Origin of the sequence: Slackia sp. CM382, assembly GCF_000293015.1 — a bacterium.
Lineage (GTDB): Bacteria > Actinomycetota > Coriobacteriia > Coriobacteriales > Eggerthellaceae > Slackia > Slackia exigua.
On the sequence record NZ_ALNO01000007.1, the window covers coordinates 189,090 to 213,699 of the forward strand.

The 24,610-nt window shown below is 64.3% G+C and carries 18 protein-coding genes; 11 read left to right on the forward strand and 7 right to left on the reverse strand.

The annotated features are described in order from the left end of the window. Window positions 1-100: 100 nt before the first annotated feature. The 3 genes from HMPREF1155_RS03550 (at window position 101) to HMPREF1155_RS03560 (ending at window position 4,122) form a co-directional block, all read left to right on the forward strand. A complete protein-coding gene (locus HMPREF1155_RS03550; RefSeq protein ID WP_006362222.1) occupies window positions 101-811 on the forward strand; it encodes an ABC transporter ATP-binding protein in 711 nt (236 codons plus the stop codon). Window positions 812-821: 10 nt separating this feature from the next. Further along, window positions 822-3,254, forward strand: a complete 2,433-nt coding sequence (locus tag HMPREF1155_RS03555; RefSeq protein ID WP_009077460.1) for an ABC transporter permease — start codon at window positions 822-824, stop codon at window positions 3,252-3,254. A 193-nt stretch (window positions 3,255-3,447) separates the two neighbouring features. Beyond that, window positions 3,448-4,122: an MOSC domain-containing protein gene (locus HMPREF1155_RS03560; RefSeq protein WP_009077388.1), complete on the forward strand. Its 675-nt coding sequence runs from the start codon at window positions 3,448-3,450 to the stop codon at window positions 4,120-4,122. A gap of 81 nt (window positions 4,123-4,203) precedes the next feature. On the opposite strand, the gene HMPREF1155_RS03565 is transcribed toward HMPREF1155_RS03560, so the two are convergent. Then, window positions 4,204-5,388 (reverse strand): pyridoxal phosphate-dependent aminotransferase, encoded by a 1,185-nt coding sequence (locus HMPREF1155_RS03565; RefSeq protein WP_009077092.1) that lies wholly within the window; start codon window positions 5,386-5,388, stop codon window positions 4,204-4,206. Window positions 5,389-5,863: 475 nt separating this feature from the next. Between HMPREF1155_RS03565 and trpB the strand changes: the two genes are divergently transcribed. Next, window positions 5,864-7,078, forward strand: a complete 1,215-nt coding sequence (gene trpB / locus HMPREF1155_RS03570; protein WP_009077400.1) for a tryptophan synthase subunit beta — start codon at window positions 5,864-5,866, stop codon at window positions 7,076-7,078. A gap of 151 nt (window positions 7,079-7,229) precedes the next feature. Here the strand turns inward: trpB and HMPREF1155_RS03575 are convergent, their stop codons facing one another. Continuing rightward, complete coding sequence (locus HMPREF1155_RS03575) at window positions 7,230-7,688, reverse strand: nitrous oxide-stimulated promoter family protein (protein WP_009077123.1); 459 nt, start codon at window positions 7,686-7,688, stop codon at window positions 7,230-7,232. Window positions 7,689-7,859: 171 nt separating this feature from the next. Between HMPREF1155_RS03575 and HMPREF1155_RS03580 the strand changes: the two genes are divergently transcribed. The 4 genes from HMPREF1155_RS03580 to HMPREF1155_RS03595 all read left to right on the forward strand — a co-directional run bounded on the left by HMPREF1155_RS03580 (window position 7,860) and on the right by HMPREF1155_RS03595 (window position 13,008). Further along, the gene (locus HMPREF1155_RS03580) at window positions 7,860-8,375 is read left to right on the forward strand and encodes a ferritin (protein WP_006362215.1); all 516 of its coding nucleotides are present in this window, start codon (window positions 7,860-7,862) and stop codon (window positions 8,373-8,375) included. A 112-nt stretch (window positions 8,376-8,487) separates the two neighbouring features. Next, window positions 8,488-9,384 carry a DUF2797 domain-containing protein gene (locus tag HMPREF1155_RS03585; RefSeq protein ID WP_006362214.1) on the forward strand — a complete coding sequence of 299 codons (897 nt, stop codon included), beginning with the start codon at window positions 8,488-8,490 and terminating at the stop codon, window positions 9,382-9,384. A gap of 164 nt (window positions 9,385-9,548) precedes the next feature. Continuing rightward, the gene (locus HMPREF1155_RS03590) at window positions 9,549-10,250 is read left to right on the forward strand and encodes an ABC transporter ATP-binding protein (protein ID WP_039993326.1); all 702 of its coding nucleotides are present in this window, start codon (window positions 9,549-9,551) and stop codon (window positions 10,248-10,250) included. A gap of 10 nt (window positions 10,251-10,260) precedes the next feature. Continuing rightward, the gene (locus tag HMPREF1155_RS03595; protein WP_009077265.1) at window positions 10,261-13,008 is read left to right on the forward strand and encodes an FtsX-like permease family protein; all 2,748 of its coding nucleotides are present in this window, start codon (window positions 10,261-10,263) and stop codon (window positions 13,006-13,008) included. A 269-nt stretch (window positions 13,009-13,277) separates the two neighbouring features. Here HMPREF1155_RS03595 and ilvC read toward each other — a convergent pair whose 3' ends face one another. The 5 genes from ilvC to HMPREF1155_RS03620 form a co-directional block, all read right to left on the reverse strand. Continuing rightward, on the reverse strand, window positions 13,278-14,279 hold the full coding sequence (gene ilvC / locus HMPREF1155_RS03600) for a ketol-acid reductoisomerase (protein ID WP_009077216.1): 1,002 nt from the start codon (window positions 14,277-14,279) through the stop codon (window positions 13,278-13,280). A gap of 196 nt (window positions 14,280-14,475) precedes the next feature. Next, the gene (ilvN, locus tag HMPREF1155_RS03605; protein WP_006362209.1) at window positions 14,476-14,958 is read right to left on the reverse strand and encodes an acetolactate synthase small subunit; all 483 of its coding nucleotides are present in this window, start codon (window positions 14,956-14,958) and stop codon (window positions 14,476-14,478) included. Then, window positions 14,955-16,808 (reverse strand): biosynthetic-type acetolactate synthase large subunit, encoded by a 1,854-nt coding sequence (gene ilvB / locus HMPREF1155_RS03610; RefSeq protein WP_009077407.1) that lies wholly within the window; start codon window positions 16,806-16,808, stop codon window positions 14,955-14,957. The genes ilvN and ilvB overlap by 4 nt, the downstream gene beginning before the upstream one ends. Next, window positions 16,805-18,469 (reverse strand): dihydroxy-acid dehydratase, encoded by a 1,665-nt coding sequence (gene ilvD / locus HMPREF1155_RS03615; protein ID WP_009077501.1) that lies wholly within the window; start codon window positions 18,467-18,469, stop codon window positions 16,805-16,807. Before ilvD ends, ilvB begins: the two co-directional genes overlap by 4 nt. 334 nt (window positions 18,470-18,803) lie before the next feature. Then, window positions 18,804-20,267, reverse strand: a complete 1,464-nt coding sequence (locus HMPREF1155_RS03620; protein WP_009077486.1) for a polysaccharide deacetylase family protein — start codon at window positions 20,265-20,267, stop codon at window positions 18,804-18,806. A 284-nt stretch (window positions 20,268-20,551) separates the two neighbouring features. Between HMPREF1155_RS03620 and HMPREF1155_RS03625 the strand changes: the two genes are divergently transcribed. The 3 genes from HMPREF1155_RS03625 to HMPREF1155_RS03635 all read left to right on the forward strand — a co-directional run bounded on the left by HMPREF1155_RS03625 (window position 20,552) and on the right by HMPREF1155_RS03635 (window position 24,546). Then, the gene (locus HMPREF1155_RS03625; RefSeq protein ID WP_006362203.1) at window positions 20,552-21,841 is read left to right on the forward strand and encodes an LCP family protein; all 1,290 of its coding nucleotides are present in this window, start codon (window positions 20,552-20,554) and stop codon (window positions 21,839-21,841) included. A 246-nt stretch (window positions 21,842-22,087) separates the two neighbouring features. Then, window positions 22,088-23,662 carry an LCP family protein gene (locus HMPREF1155_RS03630; RefSeq protein WP_009077211.1) on the forward strand — a complete coding sequence of 525 codons (1,575 nt, stop codon included), beginning with the start codon at window positions 22,088-22,090 and terminating at the stop codon, window positions 23,660-23,662. Between the two features lie 248 nt (window positions 23,663-23,910). Next, the gene (locus HMPREF1155_RS03635) at window positions 23,911-24,546 is read left to right on the forward strand and encodes a hypothetical protein (RefSeq protein WP_009077533.1); all 636 of its coding nucleotides are present in this window, start codon (window positions 23,911-23,913) and stop codon (window positions 24,544-24,546) included. Window positions 24,547-24,610 lie beyond the last annotated feature (64 nt).

A 24,610-nucleotide genomic window follows, 5' to 3' on the forward strand; every position in this document is an offset into this window, starting at 1 on the left:
ACGCGCTCGGGATGTGTGCTAAAGTTCCTTGCGAACACATGCATGCATTCCGGGCGCGTTCCATGTTCCGTGACGCGCCCTTTTCGGAAAGAAGGCGCCGATGGCCGCGCAGCCGTATCTGTCTGTCAAAGGACTCCGGAAACATTACGGGTCAGGCGATACGCTGACTCAGGTTTTGAAAGGCATCACCGCCGACGTCATGCAGGGCGAGACCTGCGTGCTGCTCGGGCCCTCGGGTTCGGGCAAATCGACGTTTCTGAATCTGATCGGCGGGCTCGAGCCGGCCGACGGCGGATCGATTCGCGTGGGCGGGACCGAGCTTACGGATCTTTCGGATCGCGATCTCGTGGAATACCGCAGACGAGAGCTCGGCTTCGTCTTCCAGTTCTACAATCTCGTGCCCGATTTGACGGTGCAGGAGAATATCGAGGTCTGCCAGTTCCTGAGCGACCATCCTCTCCCGATGGGCGATTTGCTGAAGTCGCTCGGGTTGTGGGAGCATCGGCATAAGTTCCCGAACCAGATTTCGGGCGGTCAGCAGCAGCGCTGCGCCATCGGGCGCGCGCTCGTCAAGGCGCCCGGCCTGCTGCTCTGCGACGAGCCGACCGGCGCGCTCGACTACAAGACCTCCAAAGAAATCCTCGCCCTCTTCGAACAGGTGAATCGCGAGTACGGATGCACGATCGTCATCGTCACGCATAACGACGCCATCAAGCGCATGGCGCATCGGATTCTGCGCCTGCGCGATGGCGAGCTGGTTGAAAACGAGATCAACGATATGCCGATCCCCGCATCCGACCTCGTCTGGTAGGAGGGGTCGCATGCACTCGCCCTTGAATAAGCGCCTTCCGCGCGAACTGCGGAACAATCTGGGAAAATACCTCGGCATCTTCCTGCTCATGGGCATCGCCATCGCGATGACCTCGGGATTTCTCGTTGCTGCATCGAGCATCCAGAAGATTACCGAAGAGGTGCCCGAAACGTATCACGTCGAGGACGGACGATTCGCCACGGCCTTCGAGGCCGACGACGCGACGCTTGCCGCGGTAGAGGAGCTCGGCTGCACCGTGTATCCGAGTTTCTCGTGCGACCTTCCGCTTTTCGTTCCGACTTCCGACGACGAGCTGACCGTGCGTCTGATCAAGAATCGAACCGATGTGAACCTTGCCGTCTATGCCGAAGGCGAGGCTCCTGCGTCGAGCGACGAAATTGCGCTTGACCGGGCGTTCTGTGCCAACAACGGCCTGTCCGTCGGAGACGAGGTGAAGGTGGCGGGAAAGAGCCTCGTAATCTCGGGCATCATGACGCTGCCCGACGACGTCGCGTCGTTCATGAACAACAGCGACCTGGTATTCAACGAGCTTACGCTTGCGTACGCCCAGGTCACGCCTGAAGCATATGACGATTTGGTCGCCGGAGGCTCCATCTTCACCTATTCGTTCGTGCTCGACGACCGCGACATGTCGCTTCCCGACCGCGTGAGCTTCGAGGAGGATGTCGCAGAGACCCTCGCCGACCACGGGGCCGTCGTGACGGACCTTGTGGACAAGGATGCGAACCAGGGTATCACCTACGCGGCCGACGACGTCAAAGGCGACCAGGTCATGTGGCAGGTCTTGCTGGTCATGCTTATCGTGATCATGGGGTTCGTCTTCGTGGTGCTCACGAACGCGACGATCGAATCGGAGAGCGCGATTATCGGCACGCTGCTGGCGAGCGGGTATCGCAAACGCGAGATTCTCCGCCACTACCTCGTGCTTCCCGTTGCGGTGGGCCTGCTCGGCTGCGCGATGGGCAACCTGATCGGACGCGTTCTGCTCTCCGATCCGATGAAGGGCCTGTACTACAACAGCTACAATCTTCCGCCCTACGTAGCATCGTGGAGCACGCGCGTGTTCGTCATGACGACCGTCGTTCCCTTCGCGGTGCTTGTGGGCATTACGATTATCGGCCTGCTCGCGCGCCTTCGCCTCACGCCTCTGCAGTTCCTTCGCCACGAGCTTGGGCATGCGGCGCGCGGCGGCGTGCGCCTTCCCGATGCTCTGGGATTCGTCACGCGCTTCCGCCTGCGTGTGTTCCTGCGCAACTGGTCGCATTTCCTGACGCTGTTCTTCGGCATATGCTTCGGAAGCCTGCTCCTGGTCTTTGCGTTCTGTCTGATACCGACGATGACGCATTACGCCGAATCGCGCGCGGCGGACATTCCCGCGAATCATATCTACGGCCTGAAAGCTCCGCTCGAACTCGATGGAACGGCTTCGCAGCGCGAAGCGTACGAGGCGGCCGAGACCCTAGCCACTACCAAAGACCTGACGAGCATCGCGCCTGAGCGGCTGCTCTCTATGATGCTTCAAGCCCAGACAGTCGACCGGGATGCGCATGCCGTGAATACGTGCGAAAACGATTCGGATGCCGTAGCTCAGGCCGAGAAGGTGACGATCGAGTCTCTTCAAACGCCGAGGAACTTCTCTGATTCCAATGAAGACGTCTCGGTCTACGGTATTCCCGAGCATTCGAGGTATTGGACCGGCGTGGATGTGTCGGATGGCCGCGTGGTCGTAGGCGGCGGATTGGCGCGCAAATGCGGCGTCGCTGCCGGGGAGGACCATGATTTCACGGACAAGTACAGCGGCAAGACCCATACGCTCCATGTCGACGAGGTGAACGATTCGATTACCGATACGTCGATGTATATGTCTATCGATGCGTGCAACGAGCTGTTCGGGGAGGATGCCGACTACTTCAATGCCTACGCATCCGATGCGGCGCTCGATTTGAACCCGCGGTATCTTGCGACCGAGGTCACGCCTGAATCCATGGACGCCATAGCCGACCAGATGCAGAATTCGATGGGTTCGATCGCGCGCGTGATCGGCTTCGTCGCCGTTCCCATCTATCTCGTTTTGATGTATCTGCTGACCAAGACCGTGATCGACCGAAGCGCGCGGGCCATCTCGTACATGAAGGTGTTCGGGTACGAAGACCGGGAAATCGACCGTCTCTACGTGCGCTCCATTTCGGTCACCGTGGTCGTCTCGATAATCTTAGCGTTGCCGCTGATCATCGCGTCGCTCGGAGGCATTCTGAGCGTGGCCATGTCATCGTACGGAGGCTATATGCAGGCGTACGTTCCGCTTTCGAGCTTCCTCGGGGAGATAGCGCTCGGAATCGCGGTCTATACGGTGGTGGCATTCCTGCATGTACGCCGCATCCGTCGCGTGCCGCTCTCGCTTGCAATGAAGGTGCAGGAGTAGCGATTCACCGCGCCTTCGTTGTGCTAGCATTGGGCGGCGGTAATGCGCCGGGAATGCGGGCGGCAATGCGCCGGAATGCGCGGCGGTCGCGCGATTCGGCGCCGCATCGAAGCGCGGTTCGGACGGTGCGCGGCCCGATGCCGCATCGAAGCGCGCTCTAACCGCGTGGGGCGCGGTATCAAAGGGGGAAATCGTGGCGAATAATGAATGCGTCGTCGTGTCCGACGGCGCCGTTGACACGAAGACGGACGACGCGCTCGACGAGGCCGTTACCCGCGATGCGCAGCGGATATTCGGGGGCATGCCGTTCGAGCGTGCCGAAGCTGTTGCGGCGGCGCAAGGAGCGCAGGCGCGCGTGCGCTCCATCAACATATCGAAGCGCAAAGGGCAACGCAAAACGCCGCTCGATTCGAATGCGCAGGTCGAAGTGCGTGAGCAGTTCGGCGTCGCGGGTGACGCACATGCGGGCGACTGGCATCGGCAGGTGTCGTTCCTCGCGTACGAATCCATCGAGCGCGCCCAGGCTGCGGGTCTCGATGTGACCATCGGCGACTTCGCCGAGAATTTCACCACGGACAACTTGAACTGCATGGACCTTCCCATAGGCACACAGCTTGCCATCGGCGACGAGGTCCTGGTGGAAATCAGCCAGATCGGCAAGGTGTGTCACACGCGCTGTGCCATCTACTACATGGCCGGCGATTGCATCTTCCCGCGCGAAGGTATCTTCGGCGTGGTGCTGCGCGGCGGCACGGTGAAGGCCGGGGATGCGATCGACATCGTGAAGACGGGGGACGGCACGTGTGCGTTTTCGCCTGATGAGGCGCTCGCCGAGGTGGAGGCGGCACGTCAAGCGGGCACGTTGTAGGCGAAAGTTCCGGCCGCGCATCCGGTATTAAGGGATGTCGAGGCGGCAAGGCACGTCAGACGGGCGCGCTGCAGGCGGCCTCTAGTCCCGATACTCCGCCATGAGTTCCGCGAAGGCGGACATGGAACCTGCGATGACCTCGGGCGCGACGCAGTAGCCGATGCGCACCCAGCCCTTCGCCCCGAAGCTGTCGGACGGCACGATGAGCAGCTCGTGCGCGCGGGCCCGCAGCGCGAAGGCCTCGGCGTCGTCCTCGAGCGCGCGCACCCATAGGTAGAAGGCGCCTTGGGGTTCGACGCATTCGTAGCCGAGGGCGGTCAGTCCCGCATAGAGGGCATTGCGATTCCTCCGGTACGCCTCGACGTCGCTCGGCTCGTCGGCGCAGCGCTCGATCACGCGCTGGAGCAACGCCGGGGCGCAGACGAATCCGAGCGCGCGTCCGGCGCCTGCAATGGCGGCGTAGACGTCGCGCGCGCAGGCGACGGCCGGCGGCACCAGGATGTAGCCGATGCGCTCGCCCGGCAAGCTGAGCGATTTGGAATACGAATAGCAGACCAGCGTGTTCTCATAGATGCTCGGCACCCAGGGGACTTCGAGCCCGTCGTAGACGATTTCGCGGTACGGCTCGTCGGCAAGCAGGTAGACGTCTCGCCCTGTGCGTTTCTGGGCCGCGCGCAGTTCATCGGCCAGAGCCTCAAGGTCGCCTTTCGGGTAGACCGACCCGACCGGGTTGTTGGGCGAATTGACGATGACGCCCGCCGTGCGCCCGGTGATCGCGCCCGCGATGGCGGGCACGTCGAGCTGGAAGTCGTCCGCACGCGCCGGCACCTCGATGCAGGAGCATCCCGCGTGCTCGATCCATACGCGGTATTCGGGGAAGTACGGGGATATCACGATGAATTCGTCGCCCGGGTTCGCAAGCGCGGTGATGCAGATGCTGAGCGAAGCCGCGGCTCCGCAGGTGAGATGCAGATCTTCGGGGCCGTAGGAGGTCGCATGGCGACGGTTGAGCACGCGGGCGATCGCATCGCGCGCAGCGGGCAGCCCCTGGGCGGGCGTATACCCGTGCACGTCCTGAGGGGGCAGCTCCGCGATGTCGGCGATGGCGCCGCCCACGGCGGCCGGCGCGGGGATCGACGGATTGCCCAAGCTGAAGTCGAATACCTTGTCGGATCCGATCTCGGCTTTGCGGGCAAGGCCGTAGGCGAAAAGCTCTCGAATGGCGCTCGGCTCGCTTCCGAGCGCATGCATCCGCTGGTTGTACATGGATCACCGCCTTATCGCGCGTTTCGCTGCGTATGAACGTCAAGTCTAATGCGTCGCGGCGCCGTCCCGCGGAAATTTCGGATGGATGGAGAAAAACCGCTTGCATTTCGCACACGCCGGATGCATCATGCTCGCCAATGAAATACCGAAACCTGTGACGCGGAAAGTAGATGTCCAAGCGCGCGAAGAGAATCCGGGGCGGTGGGATCCGGGTCGAGATGCTGCCCATCGAATGGGCCGCGGAGGGCGCACCGAAAGAGCGATCGAGTAGGCTGCGACGTGAAGGCATACGTCAGTTGCCGGGGATGTGACGGCATTCCGCAAAGGGCACGGCCCGGTCGGGTCGTGAATCAAGGTGGCACCGCGGGTCTTCGAACCCGTCCTTGACGCATACGGCAGTCGAGGACGGGCTTTTTCGTTCCTTGACGAAGACGAGCCGTTTGGGTTTTCCAGACGGGGACAAGGAGGAACGACCATGATGGGTGCGATGACGAACGCGGCGATCGACGAACGGGGATTCTTCGGCGCATACGGCGGACAGTACGTCCCCGAGACGCTGATGGATGCGCTGCGCGAGCTTGAAGAAGCATACGGTCGGGCAAAAAACGACCCGACATTCCGCGCGGAGCTCTCGACGCTGCTCGATGAGTACGCGGGGCGTCCCTCGCGTCTTTTCTATGCTCGGCGCATGACCGAGGATCTGGGCGGGGCGAAGGTCTATCTCAAGCGCGAGGATCTGAACCATACCGGTGCGCACAAAATCAACAACGCGCTCGGCCAGTGCCTGCTCGCCAAGCGCATGGGCAAGACGCGCGTCATCGCCGAGACCGGCGCCGGCCAGCATGGCGTGGCGACGGCGACCTGCGCCGCGCTGCTCGGTCTCGCATGCACCGTCTATATGGGCGTCAAGGACATGGATCGCCAGGCGCTCAACGTGTACCGCATGCGCCTGCTCGGTGCCGAGGTTTGCGGCGTGACAAGCGGTACGGGGACGCTGCAGGATGCGGTTTCCGAGGCCTTCGCCGCATGGGCTTCCTGCCTTGACGACACTCACTACGTCGTCGGCTCGTGCGTGGGGCCTCACCCGTTCCCTGAGATGGTAAGGGATTTCCAGGCCGTGATCTCCGCCGAGAGCAGGGAGCAGATCCTCTTGCGCGAAGGCCGCCTTCCCGATGCGGTCATCGCCTGCATCGGCGGTGGATCGAACGCGATCGGCTCGTTCTACCACTTCATCGAGGACGAGGGCGTGGAGCTTATCGGGTGCGAGGGGGCGGGCCACGGAGCGGATACGCCCGATACGGCAGCCACGCTCACGGCGGGCGCTCCTGCCGTCTATCATGGCATGAGAACCTATTTCTGCCAGGACGATCAGGGAGGCATCGCGCCGGTCTACTCGATATCGGCCGGACTCGACTATCCGGGCGTCGGCCCCGAGCATGCGGCGTTGCACGATGCGGGACGAGCGCGCTATGTGCCCGTCACCGACGACGAGGCGGTCGATGCGTTCGAGTATCTGTCGCGCACCGAGGGCATCATTCCGGCGATCGAAAGCTCGCATGCGATCGCCTACGCGCGCACGCTTGTGCCGACGATGAGGAAGGATCAGATCGTCATCGTGACGGTTTCCGGCCGCGGAGACAAGGACGTGGCGGCCATCGCCCGGTACCGGGGGGAGCGTATCCACGACTAGCGCGTCGCACGCGAGGCTTTCCATCCAAGGTGTTTCGAACGCCGACGTGCATGGATATCGCGTGCGTGCGCCGCATGCGGCGGGACGCGCGCAGGGCGTGCATGGAGCATGCGCCGAACAATGCGTGCGCACCGGGCATCGCGCAAGGTCCTTACGAACGGCGCGTCTGAAGAAGGTGGCGAATCGCGTTTCGTGCCTGGCCGCGGAAGATGGCGCGCGGTCCCGCGTAGGCCATCGACTCTTGCTGCCAGGCGCGCTCTTCGGGCGTGTAGCAGTGGACGGCGCAGGTCTTGCATGAAGGCCGGGGCTCTCTCGTGCAGAGCGCGCGTCGCGCCTCGCCATAGCGTAGGTGGGCCGCGCATGCGGGGCAGAGCCGAGGAATCCTGCGTGCGGGATAGAGCCCCATGTCCGTCGAAAGGCCTCGGTACGGCACGCGCATGCTTTCAGGATGATGGTCGGCGCAGTAGATTTCGGTCATGCCGCCGAGCGTGACCACGTCGCGTGCAACGTCGGGATCGGCGAAGCGCGCGCGGATGCGGCCTTCGAAGCGTTCGTAGAGGAGGTCGGCCGCGTCTGCCGAAGCCGCGGCTTTGTCATGCGTTTTCTTCATCGGTCAAGCATACCTGAGCCTCGGGTTCGTCCACGAGGTATCCATGGAGAATCCGATGTATCGGTCGCGTGTCTTTCACCTCGGAAAACCGCCGCCTTCGTGCGTGCGCGATATAATCCGAGCTATGAGAGGTTTCGAGCGTCGGCCGTGGGGGCCGGGGAAGGACGCATCATGGACGCGAAGGTCGCAAAGCTTATAAACGAGCAGATAAACGCAGAATTCTACAGCGCTTACCTGTACCTTTCGTTTGCCGATTATTACGAGGAGGCCGGTCTTAAGGGCTACGCCAACTACTACATGATCCAAGCGAAGGAAGAGCGCGACCATGCCCTTATCTTCCGCAACTACATGCACGACAACGGCGAGAAGATCACGCTGACCGCCATTGCCGAGCCCGAATGCGCCTTCGAAGATTATCTCGCGCCGCTTACCGCCGCGCTCACGCATGAGAAGTACGTCACCGCGCTCATCAACGGCATCTATGCCGCCGCCGAAGACGTCAAGGATTACCGTACGATCAACTTCCTCAAGTGGTTCGTCGACGAGCAGCTCGAAGAGGAGGCGAATGCCGACGACATGATCACCCGCATGAAGCTCTTCGGCGGCGACGCCAAGGCGCTCTACGATCTCGACCAGGAATACGCGTCGCGCACCTATGCGACGCCGGCGCCGCTGGTCGTCGCGTAACCGCACGGCCGGTGCCGCGGGTTCCGGATTCGTTTCGAGGGGGGGGTGATGCCTGCGCTCAGGCGTCGCCCCCGCATGTTTCTGCACACGATTTTCGCACGAAGGAGGCGGAATGCCGCGTATCGCAGCCGACCGCACGCTGATTCTGTCCAACCTTGGCTTCGACGCGCGCGGGCCGTATCTGGAATTCAACGACGTCTTCGGAAAGACCCAGCACCGCATGCCCATCCTCGGCCGCACGTTTTCGCTGCGCCGTCTGCCGCACCGGTACTGCACCGGGTCGTTCGACTTGATCTCGTATAGGTCCGCCGCCTGCGAGCTGTCCGCCGAGCTGCTGCTTAACCCCGATCAGAAGGACATGAACATGTGCCCGCATTGCCAGGAGCTCACCGGGTTCGACCCGGCGTTCTACAATGCAAGCACCATATCGCCGCAGCAGCGCGCCTATAACAAGACGCCGCATTTCGTGTACATGGCCTACTTCTCGCCCCAGCATCTGAAGGTCGGCATCTCGTCCGAGACGCGCGGCATCGACCGTTTGCTCGAGCAGGGCGCACGCGTCTGCGCGATCCTCAAGCGCTTCGAGAACGCCGATGATGCGCGCAGCCTGGAAGCCGACCTCTGCGCCCGTGCCGACACGTTCGAGTCGATGCGCCTGTCCGCCAAGGTGAAGCTTCTATCCGAGTATTTCAATCCGCATGAGGCCATCGAATCGCTCAAGCGGCGCTGCGCGCTTCTGGGTATCGAGCCTGAAGGCGGCTACCTTGACCTGACGCCCTACTATTTCGGCGAGGGCGTGGCATGCCCGGCGCTCGTGCAGGTGCCCGACGGCGAACCCGACGACGTCATCGGCGGCCGCTGCATCGGTCTGGTCGGCGGCGCCATCGTCTTCGAGCAGAACGGCAGCGCGTTCGTCGCACCGGTGAAGTCGTGGGAATCCTTCGAGACCGAGATCACCGTGGGGGAGATGCTCGTCGAATACGAACCGCAGCAGATGGGGCTCTGGTAAGCGGCACGTAAGCCGGCCGCATGCAGGGCTTCGGAGCGCGCACGGCGGCTGTGCCGGCCCGCGATACGCAGTTCCTTGCCAAGCCGTCCTTCCGCCCCGGCGGGCGGGATGGGAGCGCGGCGCACGGTATAATGGCGGTCCCTCTTCAAGAATCGGAGCGCGCCATGGCATTCGTCGAGTTCCACGACGTCACAAAGGTCTATCGGATGGGCGAGGTTGACGTGGCCGCGCTCGACGGCATGTCGTTTTCGATCGAGGCCGGCGAGCTCGCGGTCGTCGTCGGGCCGAGCGGATCGGGGAAGACGACGCTGCTCAACATGCTTGGCGGCATGGATTCTCCCACGTCGGGCGATATCCTGCTCGACGGGCGCCTCGTAAGCGCCTTCGACGAGAGCGCGCTCATCGCCTACCGTCGCTTCGACATCGGCTTCGTCTTCCAGTTCTACAACCTCGTGCAGAATCTGACGGCGCTCGAGAACGTCGAGCTCGCAAGCCAGATCTGCAAGGATCCGCTGCCGGCCGACGAGGCTCTTGCACTCGTGGGGCTTGCCGCCCGCATGGACAATTTCCCGTCGCAGCTGTCCGGAGGCGAGCAGCAGCGCGTGGCCATCGCGCGCGCCTTGGCGAAGCGTCCGAAGCTTCTGCTCTGCGATGAGCCGACCGGCGCGCTCGACTACAAGACCGGCAAGGCGATCCTCGAGCTCCTGCAGAACGCATGCGAGCGCATGGGCTGCACGGTGGTCTTGGTCACGCACAATACCGCCTTTGCAGGCGTCGCGGATCGCGTCATTCACGTCAGGGGAGGGTATGCGGCCGCCGTCGAGACGAACGAGCATCCGCAGCCCGCCAGCACCATCGAATGGTAGCGGCAACGCCATGTCCCGCGCGTTTCTCACGGAATTCATTCGATCGATCTCGCATGGCGCGGGCAGGTTCGTCGCCATCGCCGTGATCGCCGCGCTCGGTGCGGGCTTCTATGCCGGGCTCCGCATGACCGCGCCTGACATGAAGCAGGCCGTGGATATCTACTTCGATGCGACGAACATGCACGATCTGCGCGTCGTGAGCTCGATCGGCTGGGACGACGAAGCCGTGGATCGGATCGCCGATATCGAGGGCGTGGAGGCGGTCATGCCCGTGCATGAGGCCGATGCGGTGATCGATGTGGACGAACGCCCCTATGTCGCACGTGTGACGGGTCTCGACGTCGATGCGGCCGAAGCGTCGGACACGACGGGCGGGGTCCGGGCGCTGTCGGACGATGCGTCCTATCTCGACCGTCCCATCCTCGTCGAGGGCTCATGGCCTGCGTCGCCGAACGAATGCGTGCTGGCGGAAAGCGCGACGCTCGATTCCGAGCCGCGCATCGGCGACACGATCCGCGTGACCGGCGCCGCCAAGGATGTCGACGACGTGTTCTCGGAGACGGAATACACCGTGACCGGCTTCGTGCGCTCGCCATCCTATGTGTATACGGGCGCGTTCGGCTCGTCGTCGCTCGGGCGCGGCCTGGTCGATGAATACCTCTACGTTCCCGACGGAGCCTTCGCCGAAGGGCTTCCCTATGCCGACGTGCGCGTTTCCGTCGAAGGCGCGCGCGATCTTGACGCCTGTTCCGATGCGTACGACCAGGCGGTCGACGAGGTCGCGCACTGCATCGAAGAGGATGCGGGCGGCGTCGCCGAGGCGCGCCTGGAGCGCTTTCGCGCGAAGGCGCAGGCCGATATCGATGCGGCGCGCGATACGCTCGAAGACGAGGAATACCGGTCCAAGAGCTTGGCGAACACCCTCGCCTTCATGCTGGAGAATCACGACGAAGGCGCGGCCGGCCTTGAGGATCGGCGGGCGGAAGGCGAGCGGGAGCTTGCCGAGGCGCGCGAGGCGATCGATCGGTCGCAGGCGGATCTGGACGCGATGGCCGTGCCCGATGTCTACGTGCTCGATCGCTCGAAGAACACGGGTGCCGCGAGCTTCACATCCGACGCCGATCGCGTCGATCATATCGCGCAGGTCTTCCCTCTGATGTTCTTCCTGGTGGCTGCGCTGGTGTCCCTCACCACCATGACGCGCATGGTCGAAGACGAGCGCGGATACGTCGGCACGCTCAAGGCGCTCGGATACGCTCAGAGCACGATAGCGTCGAAATACCTGGTCTATGCCGTGCTTGCGGCAGGCGTGGGCAGCGCCGTCGGCATCGCGGCGCTCGGACGCTTCCTTCCGTGGTTCATCATGAAGGCGTACGCGGTCGTCTACGACATGCCGGTCATGCCGACCCCGATCGATCCCGGCATCGCGCTTCTATCGGGCGTGCTCTGCGTCGGCATCACGCTTGCGGCCACGGGGCTCGTCGTCCGCTCGACGCTTGTCGAGACTCCGGCCGCGCTTATGCTGCCGCGCGCGCCTCGGGCCGGCAAGCGCATCCTGATCGAGCGCATCCCGCCTTTGTGGCGGCGGATGTCGTTTCTCTGGAAGGTGACGGCGCGCAATATCTTCAGGTACAAGCGACGCTTCCTCATGGCGTGCGCAGGCATCGCGGGATGCACGGCGCTGCTGCTCACGGGCTTCGGCCTGCACGATTCGATCAACGACATCATCGCGAAGGAATTCGGCCCCATCTCGCACTACCAGACGACCATCACGGTGGACGAGGATATCTCGGACGAATCGTCGGAGCGGCTCGAGGCGCTGCTCGACGACGCCGACGTCTTCACATCGCATACCGCTGCGCACACGGAAACCCTGATCGCGAAGACCTCAGACGGCGCCGACCACCGCGTCTCCCTCGTCGTTCCGCAGGACGTGGACGAATTCGAATCGGAATACCTGACGCTGCGCGAGCGCGTGGGTGCCCGTCCTCTGCCTTTGGGGGATGGCTCGGCCATACTCGGCGAGAAGCTCGCGTCCATCCTGGGCGTGCGCGCGGGGGATACGGTCCGGCTCTTCGAAGAGGACGAGACCGGCAACGCCGTGGGCGACGGCTTCGACGTCACGGTAGGCGGCGCATCCGAGGGATACGTGTGGCTGCCGGCGTACATGAGCCCTGCGTACTACCGGGAGGTATTCGGTAAGGATCCCGCGTTCACGACGATCTATGCGCAGGAGGCCGATGCGTCGGGCGAGGCGCTCAAGGACGCGAGCGCAGCCATCCAGGCCATCGACGGCGTGAACACCGTCGGCTCGATCGACGACACGATCGAATACTACGAGACGGCGCTCCAATCGGTGAACGCCGTGGTCGTCGTGCTCATCGTGGCGGCGGCGCTCCTGGCGTTTGTCGTGATCTACAACCTGACGAATATCAACATCGAGGAGCGCATGCGCGAGGTGGCGACGCTCAAGGTGCTCGGGTTCACGCCGCACGAGGTCAACGCCTATATCTACCGCGAGACGCTCATCATCGCCGCGATCGGGTCGGCCGTAGGCCTTGCGCTGGGCATCTGGCTCGAAGGGTTCGTCGTCGCGACGGCCGAGGTGGATGCGGTCATGTTCGGGCGCGACATCCATGCTGCAAGCTTCGTGCTCGCCTTCGTGCTCACGATGGCGTTCGCCGGCATCGTGAGCGCCTTCATGAAGCGCAAGCTCGATGGGATCGACATGGTCGAAAGCCTCAAGAGCGTCGAGTGATGTGGAGCGCGGCATCGTTTCGATCGCGTCCCGCTCCCGTATCCACCGTTGCCGTCGGACGCATAGCATGCGCATGCCTCATCGACGCCGGCCGTTCGGCCCTTTTGCGCGCCGAGCTGTGCCGGCGCGCGGGGGTTCTTCCTCTTCGCGCCGAGTCGTGCCAGCATCCGAGGTCCTTACATACGAAAACGGCCCGCGCGAGGCGGGCCGTTCAGGGTCGGCGATGCACCGGCTGGAGCCGGGCATGCGCACGCATGGATGCCGAGAGGCTAGTCTTCCTTCTTGATCCAGGAGAACATGCTGCGGATCTGGGCGCCGGTGGTCTCGATGGGGTGCGTATCGATCGCCTCGCGCTGCTCGAGCAGGCGCTTATGGCCGTTGTTGCAATCGTCGACGAATTCCTGGGCGAAGGAGCCGTCCTGAATGCGCTTCAGGATCTCCTTCATGGCCTCGCGGGACTGCTCGTTGATGACCTTCGGGCCGGCGTAGTACTCGCCGTATTCGGCGGTGTTGGAGATCGAGTAGTTCATGAAGTGGATGCCGCTCTCGTACATGAGGTCGACGATCATCTTCATCTCGTGATAGCACTCGAAGTACGCCAGCTCGGGCGGATACCCTGCCTCGGTCAGGGTCTCGAAGCCGGCCTTGACCAGCTCCACCAGGCCGCCGCAGAGCACGGCCTGCTCGCCGAAGAGGTCTTCCTCGGTCTCCTCGGCGAAGGTCGCCTTGATGATGCCGGAACGGGCCCCGCCGACGCCCCAGCAGTAGGACAGGACGATATCCCAGGCGTTGCCGGTGGCATCCTGCTGGACGCAGGCCAGGTCGGGCACGCCAGAACCTTCGGTGAACTGACGGCGGACGATATGGCCCGGGCCCTTGGGGGCGCACATGATGACGTTGACGTCCTCGGGCGGCACGATGTAGCCGTAGTGGATGTTGAAGCCATGGGCGAAGGCGAGCGTGTTGCCTGCCTTCAGGTGCGCGGCGATGTGCTCCTGGTAGACCTTCGGCTGGATCTCGTCGGGGACGAGGACCATGATGACGTCGGCTTCTTCGGCCGCGGTGTCCATGTCGGTGACCTTCAGGCCGGCCTCTTCGGCGGTCTTCCAGGACGAGGATCCTTCGCGCAGGCCGACGCGCACGTCGACGCCCGAATCCATGAGGTTCAGCGCATGGGCATGGCCCTGGGAGCCGTAGCCGATGATGCCGACTTTGAGACCCTGTATGACTTTGGGATCGACGTCCTGTTCGTACAAGATGGTGACAGCCATTTCTTTCTCCTTAGTCTTGACCGACACGTCCTATGCTCAAACCGCGGGCCGCGAACGGCGGCGGGAATCGCTTTCGTATGCAGGGCCTTTACCTGGCCGTAAGGTTCTCTCATGCTCCGGATGCCCGGCATCGCGCTTCAGCGCGCATCGACGTTCGTCGACGGCGCGGAGCGCGGGGCGGCCGGCACCGGGTTGATCAATCGTGGGTGCCGCGGTTGATGGCGATCTTGCCGGTGCGCGTCAGCTGCTTGATCCCGTAGGCGCGGAACAGGTCCTCCATCGCTGAGAGCTTGCTTTCGTCGCCCGTCGCCTCGACCGTCATCGACGCGCGTCCGACATCCAGGATATTGGCGCGGAAGACGTTGGCGATCTCGATGATCTCGTGGCGCTTCTCCGGCGCGACCGATACCTTGAACAGCGCGAGCTCGCGTTGGATGGCATCGCCCTCGGTGAGATCGGCGATCTTATACACGCTGATGAGCTTGTGAAGCTGCTTGGTCAGCTGCTCGAACGCCACGGCATCGGCCTTGACGATGATGGTCATGCGCGACATCGTCGCGTCTTCGGTCGGGGCGACGGTCAGCGACTCGATGTTGAAGCCGCGGCGCGAGATGAGCCCGGTCACGCGCGAAAGCACGCTGGGCTTGTTCTCTACGAGAACCGAGAGGATGTGGTTCATTCCCGGCCTCCTTCCTCGTCTGCGCCGGCATCGTCGACGCGCACGCCTCCGCGCGTCATATCGATGACGCCGATCGGGCGAGCGAGGTTTCCGCCGGCAGGGACCATCGGGAAGACGTTCTGGTTTTCGGAGATGGCCACGTCCAGCAAAAACGGGCCGTCAGCGGCGAGCATCTCGTCGATGGCGCCGTCGATCTTCGATGGATCGGACACGCGCGCGGCCTGCCAGCCGTAGGCGTCCGCAAGCTTCACGAAATCGGGCACCGGATCGAGCACGGTCTCGCTGAAGCGGCCGTCGTAGAAGAGCTTCTGCCACTGGTGCACCATGCCGAGCGCGCGGTTGTCGAAGATCATGACCTTGACCGGCGTCTTCTGGATGGCCGCGGTGGCCATTTCCTGGCTGCACATCTGGAAGCTTCCGTCGCCCGTGACGAGCACGACCGTGCAATCGGGGGCCGCGATCTGCGCGCCGATGGCGGCGGGCAGGCCGAAGCCCATCGTGCCCAGGCCGCCTGAGGTGAGAAACGAACCGGGGTGGCTGCGATCGATGTGCTGCAGCGCCCACATCTGGTGCTGCCCTACGTCGGTGGCGACGACGGACGCATCCTGGTCGAGGCGGTCGGACAGGTGCTTCATCGCGATCTCGGGGACGATGGTGCCGGGCTGTTCCTGCGCCTCGATGCCCGCGCCGTACAGGGGCCAGCGATCGCGCCATGCGGCGCACGTCGCGGCCCAGGCGCTGCCGATGCCGCAGAGCTTCGCCTTCGCCGCCTGCTCGTTGATGCCGGCGAGCACGATCTGCGCATCGCCGACGATGGGGATCTGCGGGTCGCGGATCTTGCCGATCTCGGCCGGGTCCACGTCGATATGGATGACGGTCGCGTCCGGCGCGAAGGTGGCCAGGTTGCCGGTCACGCGGTCGGAGAAGCGCGCGCCCACGCAGATGAGCAGGTCGCATTCGCTCATGGCCTTGTTGGCGTACTTCGATCCGTGCATGCCGACGTTGCCGAGGTTCAGCGGGTCGTCGGCCTCTATGACGCCCTTTCCCATGAGCGTGGTGACCACGGGGATCTGCTGGGTATGGGCCAGCGTGAGCACTTCGGCCTCCGCAAGCGAGCGCACGGCGCCGCCGCCGATGTAGAGCAGCGGCCGTCGGGAACGCTTCAACGCGTTCACGGCCTGGCGGATCTGCTTGGCGTTGCCCTTGTAGGTCGGCCGGTAGCTGGGCAGGTTCACGCCGCCTGGGTAATGGAAGACCATCTCGGAGCCGGAGATGTCGGCCGGCACGTCGATGAGGACGGGACCGGGACGTCCGGTGGAGGCGATGTAGAACGCCTCGCGCACGGTGGCGGTCAAGTCATCGGTGGATTGCAGCAGGAAGCTGTGCTTGACGACGGGCATCGTGATGCCCACGATGTCGGCTTCCTGGAACGCGTCGGTGCCGATGACGGCGCGCTGCACCTGGCCGGTGATCACGACCATGGGCACGCTGTCCATATAGGCGGTGGCGATGGCGGTGACGACGTTCGTGGCGCCCGGCCCGCTCGTCACGAGGCAGACGCCGGGGCGCCCGGTCACGCGCGCGTAGCCGTCGGCCATGTGGGCCGCGCCCTGCTCGTGGCGCGCGAGGATGTGGCGGATGGGCGAATCGTAGAGCGCGTCGTAGATCTTGATGACGGTGCCGCCGGGATACCCGAAGATCACGTCGACGCCCTCGGCCTCGAGGGAAGCGACGATGGCGCGCGCGCCGGTCATCTTCTTCCCCTCGTACGGGGTCGCGGTCCCGGGTCCGAGCGGCGCGCCGGCGACGGCGGCGCGTTTGAGCTCGAGCTCTTCGGTCAGATTCATCATGCGAGGTATGCTCCCTTGTCTGCGCTGGTCACAAGCTTTGCATAGCGGGAAAGGACTCCCGTCGTGTATTTCGGCGCCGGCGCCTGCCACGCGGCGCGCCGGCGATCGAGCTCTTCGTCGGAGATGCGCGCATCGAGCGTGCCCGCCTCGATGTCGATGTCGATGATGTCTCCTTCATGGATGAGGGCGATGGGGCCGCCCGCAGCGGCTTCGGGGCTTACGTGCCCGATGGCCGGGCCTTTGGTGGCGCCGGAGAAGCGCCCGTCGGTGATGAGCGCGACCGATGTGTCCAGCCCCATGCCGCAGATGGCGCTCGTCGGGGTGAGCATCTCGCGCATGCCGGGGCCGCCCGAGGGGCCTTCGTAGCGGATGACGACGACGTCGCCGGGGTTGATCGCGCCGCCGAAGATGGCCTCGCAGGCCGCATCCTCGCTATCGAAGACGCGCGCCGGTCCGGAATGCCTGCGCATGCCTTCGTCGACGGCCGACTTCTTCACGACGCCGCAGTCGGGCGCGATGTTCCCGCGCATGACTTTCAGGCCGCCGGTCTGCATGTAGGCGTTCTCTTTGGTGCGTACGACCTCGCCGTCGACAGGCGGGCATTGGGCCAGCCATTCGGCCATCGTGCCGTGGCACGTGAGCGCCGTCTCGTCGAGGAGTCCCGCGCGGCCGAGCTCGCCCAGGATGGCGGAGATGCCGCCCGCGGCGTTGAGGTCCTCGATATGCAGCGGCCCGGCGGGCGCGATGCGCGTGAGGTTCGGGGTCACATCCGAGACGCGATCCCAGTCGTCCATCGTGATGGGGCAGCCGGCCGCATGCGCGATGGCGGTCAGGTGGAGCATCGTGTTGGTGGAACCGCCGAAGGCCATGTCGAGCACCATGCCGTTATGAACGGATGCGGGCGTGATCAGGTCGCGCGGGCGGATGTCCCTCTCGAGCAACTCCATGACCTTCATGCCGGCCCGCTTGGCCATGCGGATGCGCTCGGAATAGACCGCGGGAACGGTGCCGTTGCCGGGAAGCGCGATGCCCAGGGCCTCGGAGAGGCATTGGATGGAATTCGCGGTGAACATGCCCGAGCAGCTGCCGCAGGTGGGGCAGGCGGTGTTCTCGAGGTAATTCATCTCCTCCTCGGTCATGGTGCCGGCGGTGACCTGGCCTGCGGCATCGAACAAAGTATTCAGGTCGGTCTGGCATCCGTGCCTGTCGTGGCCGGCGAGCATCGGGCCGCCCGAGATCATGACGGTGGGGATGTTGATGCGGCAGGCCGCGATGAGCATGCCGGGGACCACCTTGTCGCAGGACGGGATGATGACCATGCCGTCGAAGGCGTGCCCGTTCACGACGCACTCAACGCTGTCGGCGATGACCTCGCGGCTCGTGAGTGAGTACTTCATGCCTTCGTGGTTCATCGCGATGCCGTCGCATACGCCGATCGTGGTGGCCTGCAGCGGCGTGCCGCCTGCCATGCGGATGCCCGCCTTCACGGCTTCGGCGATGGTGTTGAGATGCAGGTGGCCGGGGATTATTTCGTTCTGGGACGAGATGACGGCGATGAGCGGACGCTCCAGCTCTTCGTCGGTGAGTCCGTCGGCCTTGAGAAGGCTGCGGTGAGGCGCGCGCGCCACGCCCTTCTTTATCGCGTCGCTTCGAAGCTGCATTCCAGTGTCTCGCTTTCCCTCTTTTTGACGAACCTCAAAAGAATGCGAGCAGGAGCATAAGCCTCTCTGGACGCCGATAACGGTGGCTGCCGGCCCGCCATAGTGACCCGTCGCGGCCGAGGAGGATCGCTCCTGGCGCGACGCGCGTTCAAGCGCGCTGCTCGAGGGAGTTTCGGAGCCGTCCAACGCAGGCTTGCTCACCGCCTGCTTTCAGGAGAAGGATTCGTTCCTATTGCCCTGTCGTCGCATGTATTCGAGTTGCTCGGATTATAGGCGCGTGCGCGGCGGGCGACGGGGACGGCGCGCCGCCTCGCACGGTTTCTTCATGTTTGCCTTACGAGATGTCCTCGACCTTGGCTCCGGGCTCGTCTGCGGGGGGATATTTGAGCAGCTCGTCGATCGTGATGAAGCGATACCCCTGTTCCTTGAGGTAGGGCAGCGCCGTCTTGAGCGCCTCGATGGTCTGGGAGCGGTCGCCGCCCCCGTCGTGCATGAGGATGACGTCGCCGGGTCTCGCCGATTCGATCTGGGAGACGATGTGGTCGACGCCGGGGCGCGACCAGTCCATCGTGTCGATGTTCCATCCGATCTGCGCGGTGATGAGGTCGTCGACGTTGACCCAGACGGAGTCGGTGGGGAAATTGCCGCCTGGCGCGCGCAGCACGGGCGAGACCTCGTGGCCGAGCGCGCCCGCGATGCCGGAAAGCCCCTTGGTGATCTCGTCGCGCTGTTCGTCGGCGGTCATATACGAGAGGTTCACGCCCTGCCCGCTTCCCGCCGCATGGTCCCAGGTGTGGGTGGCGACCTGATGGCCGTCCTTCTCTTCGCGCACGACGTCGTCGGCCGCCGTTCCGGTGATCTGCGCCCCGATGGTGAAGAACGTGGCCTTCGCGCCGTTGTCGGCGAGCACGTCGAGCAGCTCCTCGGTCTGTTTGGCCACCGGGCCGTCGTCGAAGGTCAGCGCGATCACCTTGTCGTTGCCGACTTCGGGATAGTAGCGCAGGTACGTGGTGTCGACCGGGTCCTGCTTGACCTCTTCGACCACCTGCTTGCCCGAAACCGAGCCGGTCTTGATGGATGCGACGCCGTCATGCCCGTCCTGCTTGACGCACAGCGGTCCCGACCCCTTGGCGACCCGCTTGCTCGGGAGCGCCGCGTTCTCGTCGATCGTGGAATCCTCTTCGACGTTCGTGCCGTCGGATACCTGGACGACGGCGCCGTTCTTAAGCGTGCGATCCGGATCGTCGACGGCCGCGCCGTCGACCGTGGCGGTGTAGCGCGTGCCGCCTCCTTCCGTCAGCACATTCCCCTCGACATCCACGAGGTCGCCGGGCTTGACCTTGACGCCGCTCAGATCGAAGGCTGCATCGATGGTTCTGTCATCTTTGAGCTGGACCTTCGCATCGTTGATCGTGACCGTGATCGGACGGTGCGCCGACCAGGCCGAAAATCCCGCGACGATGGCGATGAGCACGAGGGCGAGGGGAAGCGCCCGCGTGAAGAGCTTGCGGATGCGGAATTCCCGGCGCAGGGCGCTCTCATGGGTGGAATGCGGCGTGCTGACCGACGCGCGGACGTATCCTTCGCGTCCGCTGCGCGCCGTCGCCCGCGACGGCGTCCTCGCATGGTCGTGGGCAGGCGTGGGCCGGCGGGAGGCACGGGAGGAGCGCGCCGGGCCGTCGGCGCGGACGCGCGTGCGGTCCTCGCTCAGGCGAGGCGCATGCGACCCTGCGGACGTCGGCTTCGATGCATGCGCATGGGCGCGGCGGGAATCGTGTACGGACGGACGCTCTTGCATGGTGTGCTCCTCGGTGCCCGCGAGCGGGTGCATGACGCACGGCTCGGGCGGGCCGCGGTCGTATCGTCAGGGTTGCGCGCCATTATATCTTCGCGGCGAAGATGTCTGGTGATATTGAAAGATTCCCTACGTTACGTTTACGCATGCGGAGCATCGCGGGCGCGCGTGGTATGTTGTGACGCGTGCGTGCGCCCGGACGGATCTTTCCGAAATCGCGGCCGCACGCGCGCGGCATGCACTCCTCGCAGCCCCCATGGGGTTGCTCTGACGCGAACGGTACCTATATGGGATTGAAGAAGAGCGGCAAGCACGGGTCCTCGGGCAACGCAGGGGGCTTCGTTCCCGCATCGACGGTGAGGCCGGCGTCCTATTCCTCGAAGTTCGATTCCCGCCAGGCGTCTTCCGGGGCGTATGTAAGCGATGTGAGCTCCGTCATGCCCGATAGGAAGCGCGGGCGCATCGCGCGCATCGTCGGCATCGTTATCGCCGCCCTGGTCTTCGTCGGCGCCATCGCGGCCGTCGCGCTGTACCTCTACACCGATTCGATCAATCAGAAGCTTCGCGCGGGCGTCGACGACGATCTGATGGATTCGCTGAGCGAACAGGGTTCGACCGACCCCGGAGAACCGTTCTACATGTTGGTCATGGGCGTCGACCGTTCCGAATACCGCGAAAGCACCGGCGACGACAAGTTCCGCAGCGACTCGATGATCCTCGTGCGCGTCGATCCGCGCCAGAAGACGGCGACGCTCGTCTCCATCGAGCGCGACACCTACGTCAACATCGACGGCGTCGGGGCCGACAAGATCAACGCGGCCGCTGCATACGGCGGTGCCGACCTGGTCGTATCGACGGTCTCCGAATTCGCGGGCGTGCCCATATCCCACTATATGGAAGTCGACTTCGACGGCTTCGAGGCGGCGGTCGACGCGCTCGGCGGCATCGACGTCGACGTTCCCATCGATATCGACGACGATCGCGCCGGAGGCTCGCTTTCCGCAGGCGAGCAGACCCTCGACGGCGAGCAGGCGCTCATCCTATGCCGCTCGCGCCACGCTTACGATTCCTACGGGACGGGAGATTTCTATCGCATGGCGAACCAGCGCCTGGTCATGGGCGCCATTGCCGAGAAGGTGCTGAGCTCCGACGTGGCCACCATGGCCGAGACCATCAACGCGATGTCCGGCTACATCACCACCGACATGTCGGTGGAGGATCTCATCAAGGTGGCCGAATCGATGCGCGGCATGGATATGGACAACGGCATCTATTCCGCCATGAACCCGACCTACGGCGCGCAGATCGACGGCATCTGGTATCAGTATTGCGACCTTGCGGCATGGCGCAAGCTCATGACCCGCGTCGACGCGGGGCTTCCTCCCTACGAAGACAAGGCGCAGAACTCCAACGACGGCGGCATCGTCGGTTCGGCGAGAAGCTATTTGGGGGCGACCGCCGACCAGACGGCCCGATCGGAGGCGTCCGGCGAAGGCGACGAAACCGAAGAGGACGCGGGCGGATCCCGCACGGGCGCATCCGGAAACGCCCGAGGCTCCGCGGCGGGCGGGCGATAGGCGCGCGTACTCGCGCATTCCCACCCATTTCAGAAGGCGGTTCGAGGCGTTCCGCACCGCGTCGGCGCGTATCCTCGGGGTAACGCGGCGATGTTCATTTGGCTGATAGGGAAGCTCCGTACGGCGTCTTGTTGTATGATGCGAGCCGCATATAGAAGATCGAGCGGCCGTCGCGCGCCGTGAGCGCACCGGGCCGGGCATCGTCGTCCATATGCAGGGGCGGCCCATTCACAAGGAGAATGCCGAATGGCACGAAACCGACGAGAACCCACGTCGCAGCCTGATTCTCGCGGGCTCGACGTCCATATCAGCGGTGCCCGCAGCGCACAGGACTATTCTCGCGCCAACTCCCAATACTACCGGGAAAGCTCCCAGTCCTATCGCGGCGGGGCGCAGGATCGCGTCGACGAACCGAATCCTGTGGATCAATTCTCTCGGCGTTCCACGCAGGCCGAATACAGCAAGAAGCGCAAGCGCGGATCACGCATGCGCAAGGTGCTCATCGGCGTCGCGTCGACGTTCGCCCTCGCGCTCGTCGCCGTAGGGGTCGCGGCGGCCGCATATCTCTGGCAGGTGAATTCGAACCTGCATTCCAGCGCCGATCCGAACGCCTCGAGCGCCTTGACCGAGAAGGCTTCGGCGCAGGATCCCTTCTACATGCTGCTCATCGGCATCGATCGTTCCGAGTACCGCGAGGAAACCAACGAATACGACGGGGCGTATCGCAGCGACACGCTGATCCTCACGCGCGTCGACCCTAAGAACAAGAAGGTCACGCTCGTATCCATCTACCGAGACACCTATGTCAACATCGAAGGCCACGGTCCCGGCAAGATAAACGCCGCCTATGCGTTCGGCGGCGCCCAGCTGGCCATATCCACGGTTTCCAAGTTCGCGGGCGTGCCGATCTCCCATTACGCGATCGTCGACTTCGACGGTTTGGAAGCCGTCGTGGACAGCGTCGGCGGCATCGACGTCAACGTCCCGCGGGACATCGACGACGATCGTGCCGGCGGCTCGCTTTCCGCAGGCCAGCAGACCCTCGATGGTGAACAGGCGCTCATCCTGTGCCGTTCGCGCCATTCCTACGACGACGTGGGCGACGGCGACGCGTATCGTGCCGCGAACCAGCGCATGGTCATCGGAGCCATCGCGGACAAGGTTCTGCAATCCGATCCTTCGACGATCCTCTCGACCATATCGACGCTTAGCCAGTACATCGAGACCGACATGAGCGCGACCGACATCGCGGGCCTGGCCGTCAATATGAAGGGCATCGACGTCGAAACCGACATCTATTCCGCGATGAACCCGACCACCTCCGCCTACGAAGGGGGCGTGTGGTACGAATACAGCAATCAGGACGCGTGGGCGGCCATGATGAAGCGCGTGGATCAGGGGCTCTCGCCCCTGCCTAACGAGGCCGACACGACCAACGACGGCGGCGTCACCGACGGCACGCTCAATTCGGAATACGTCATCCAGCAGCTCATGTCCGAGGCGGATTCGTCGTCGGCTTCGTCGGGCGCGTCGATTTCCGGAGCGACCGTGACCGTGCTCAACGGCAACGGAGTGGACGGCGCCGCGGCCCGCGCGTCGTCGATGCTCACGCCTTCGGGGGCGAAGGTGGTCTCCACGGGCTCCGCCTCGTCGTTCGATCACGGCACGACGCTCGTCGTCTACGGAGAGTCGGGCAACGAGCAGGTGGCGCAGGCCATCGTCAAGAGGCTGGGCGTGGGAACCGCCATGCGCGACGACGGCAGCTTCGGATCGTTCTCGTCGTCGTACCTCGTCATCGTCGGAAGCGATTTCAACGACTAGGCGTTTCCGGCCGATCCGTCGCGCGTGCACGGCGTAAAAGGAATGTCTTCCGCAGGCGCTCCATACGGCGTGCCGCGGTCGCGGTCGATCGGAGGCATGCGGGATTTGCCGCGCCTTTCGGGCGGCGCGAGTATGTCGGTACGGCAACGGCCGCGTGGTCAAGCGAAGGCGTGCGGCCGTGCCGCCTGCCGTCCACGTATAATCGTGGTCTGACAAGAGGCATACGATATGCGAATCGAGGCCACCTTATGACGAATCAGACGTTCAATCATGAGCAGGGCACGTCGGCGCAGCCTACGACCCCTCTCGTCCCGTCGGCCGAAGGCGCGGATCCCGCGACCTCGTCGCCGACCCAGCCTTTCGATCGGTTCCAGGCGAACGGCGCAGCCCAGGACGGCGCGGCACCGTTCCAGCCGCAGGCATTCTATGGCGACGGATGGCGGAACGGTCCTGCGGCACCGGGCGCGCCGTACGCGAACGGCCCTGCGAACGCGCCCTATGTGCAGCAGATGCCCCTCGACGACAACGCACCCGGCCAACCGCTGCGCGAGCTTTCAGGAGGCCAGAAGTTCGGGTGGCTCGTGCTCGGCTTCTTCTTCGGGCCGTTCGCCGCGCTCATCGCCGTCTTGACCGGGCATGCCAACTGGAAGAAGGCGCGCAGCCAGTCGATCACGTGGTCGTTCGTCGGCTTCGGGATCGCAGCCGGCCTGTTCCTGGTCACATGCCTGTTCGCCGGGCTCATCTCCGCGATGCTCGGCCCGGTTCCGTACGATCCGGGCTACTATTACGGGCCTGGATACGGGTACGGCTACGGGTACGGCGGTCCGTACGACGGGGACATGCTCTACGATGACGATATGCTGTATGACGGGGAATGGTATTAGCGCAGGACGTGTATTCCCGATGCGCGGTGACCGAATCTGCAGGCGAGGTGCGAAGTGATGGTAC

Excerpts from the sequence above, each read along its gene's own strand:
- HMPREF1155_RS03550 (WP_006362222.1), top strand. The coding sequence starts at position 101 with ATGGCCGCGCAGCCGTATCTGTCTGTCAAAGGACTCCGGAAACATTAC.
- HMPREF1155_RS03555 (WP_009077460.1), top strand. The coding sequence starts at position 822 with ATGCACTCGCCCTTGAATAAGCGCCTTCCGCGCGAACTGCGGAACAAT.
- HMPREF1155_RS03565 (WP_009077092.1), bottom strand. The coding sequence starts at position 5,388 with ATGTACAACCAGCGGATGCATGCGCTCGGAAGCGAGCCGAGCGCCATT.
- trpB (WP_009077400.1), top strand. The coding sequence starts at position 5,864 with ATGATGGGTGCGATGACGAACGCGGCGATCGACGAACGGGGATTCTTC.
- HMPREF1155_RS03575 (WP_009077123.1), bottom strand. The coding sequence starts at position 7,688 with ATGAAGAAAACGCATGACAAAGCCGCGGCTTCGGCAGACGCGGCCGAC.
- HMPREF1155_RS03580 (WP_006362215.1), top strand. The coding sequence starts at position 7,860 with ATGGACGCGAAGGTCGCAAAGCTTATAAACGAGCAGATAAACGCAGAA.
- HMPREF1155_RS03585 (WP_006362214.1), top strand. The coding sequence starts at position 8,488 with ATGCCGCGTATCGCAGCCGACCGCACGCTGATTCTGTCCAACCTTGGC.
- HMPREF1155_RS03590 (WP_039993326.1), top strand. The coding sequence starts at position 9,549 with ATGGCATTCGTCGAGTTCCACGACGTCACAAAGGTCTATCGGATGGGC.
- HMPREF1155_RS03595 (WP_009077265.1), top strand. The coding sequence starts at position 10,261 with ATGTCCCGCGCGTTTCTCACGGAATTCATTCGATCGATCTCGCATGGC.
- ilvC (WP_009077216.1), bottom strand. The coding sequence starts at position 14,279 with ATGGCTGTCACCATCTTGTACGAACAGGACGTCGATCCCAAAGTCATA.
- ilvN (WP_006362209.1), bottom strand. The coding sequence starts at position 14,958 with ATGAACCACATCCTCTCGGTTCTCGTAGAGAACAAGCCCAGCGTGCTT.
- ilvB (WP_009077407.1), bottom strand. The coding sequence starts at position 16,808 with ATGATGAATCTGACCGAAGAGCTCGAGCTCAAACGCGCCGCCGTCGCC.
- ilvD (WP_009077501.1), bottom strand. The coding sequence starts at position 18,469 with ATGCAGCTTCGAAGCGACGCGATAAAGAAGGGCGTGGCGCGCGCGCCT.
- HMPREF1155_RS03620 (WP_009077486.1), bottom strand. The coding sequence starts at position 20,267 with ATGCAAGAGCGTCCGTCCGTACACGATTCCCGCCGCGCCCATGCGCAT.
- HMPREF1155_RS03625 (WP_006362203.1), top strand. The coding sequence starts at position 20,552 with ATGGGATTGAAGAAGAGCGGCAAGCACGGGTCCTCGGGCAACGCAGGG.
- HMPREF1155_RS03630 (WP_009077211.1), top strand. The coding sequence starts at position 22,088 with ATGGCACGAAACCGACGAGAACCCACGTCGCAGCCTGATTCTCGCGGG.
- HMPREF1155_RS03635 (WP_009077533.1), top strand. The coding sequence starts at position 23,911 with ATGACGAATCAGACGTTCAATCATGAGCAGGGCACGTCGGCGCAGCCT.